Raw genomic sequence first — 738 nt, 5'->3', positions numbered from 1 at the left:
ACTGTTCTTCTTTGATCAAACGTTTAAAGCGAGCAGAACCTGTGACGTTAGTTCTCTCACCGACATTGATGAATAAAGTCTCTTTCTCAATCGTTAATGGCTCTAATCCGGAGAGACGACAAGCAACAGGCAAATCTGGCAAAGCGCGAGGTGTAACACCTTCAACGGCCTGCGCCATTTGGCGAATATGCTCCGGCGTTGTACCACAACAGCCACCAATCAGATTTAAAAAGCCGCTGCTAGCCCACTCTTTTACATGCTCTGCCATATCTTCTGGAGAAAGGTCATATTCTCCAAAAGCATTCGGCAAACCTGCGTTAGGGTGTGCGGAAACAAATGATTCAGAAATACGAGAAAGCTCTTCCACGTATGGGCGCAGTTCATCTGGCCCCAATGCACAGTTAAGACCGAAAGATAACGGCCTTACATGACGTAGAGAGTTGTAAAATGCTTCCGTGGTTTGCCCTGATAACGTGCGCCCCGAAGCGTCGGTAATCGTACCGGAAATCATGACAGGCAGTGCAACACCAAGCTCTTCAAATACAGAATCGACAGCAAAGGCACATGCCTTAGCATTCAATGTATCGAAAATAGTTTCGATCAAAATAAGATCAGCGCCACCTCTGATTAACGCTCGAGTTGACTCGGAATACGCTTCAACCAGCTCATCGAAAGAAACATTGCGGTAGCCGGGATCATTCACATCAGGGGAGATAGAGCACGTTCGGTTGGTTGGAC

Annotated in this window: 1 protein-coding gene; it reads right to left on the bottom strand. The window is 47.2% G+C overall.

The genetic code is table 11. From position 1 onward, the window contains the following. Positions 1-738, bottom strand: a 738-nt coding sequence (locus tag R7O13_RS26660) for a homocysteine S-methyltransferase family protein (protein WP_318305182.1), incomplete at both ends; no start/stop codon positions are given.

This window comes from Vibrio sp. Y176, assembly GCF_033438945.1.
Note: the sequence above shows the minus strand (reverse complement) of the source record. Positions and strands in the feature narration are given on the sequence as shown.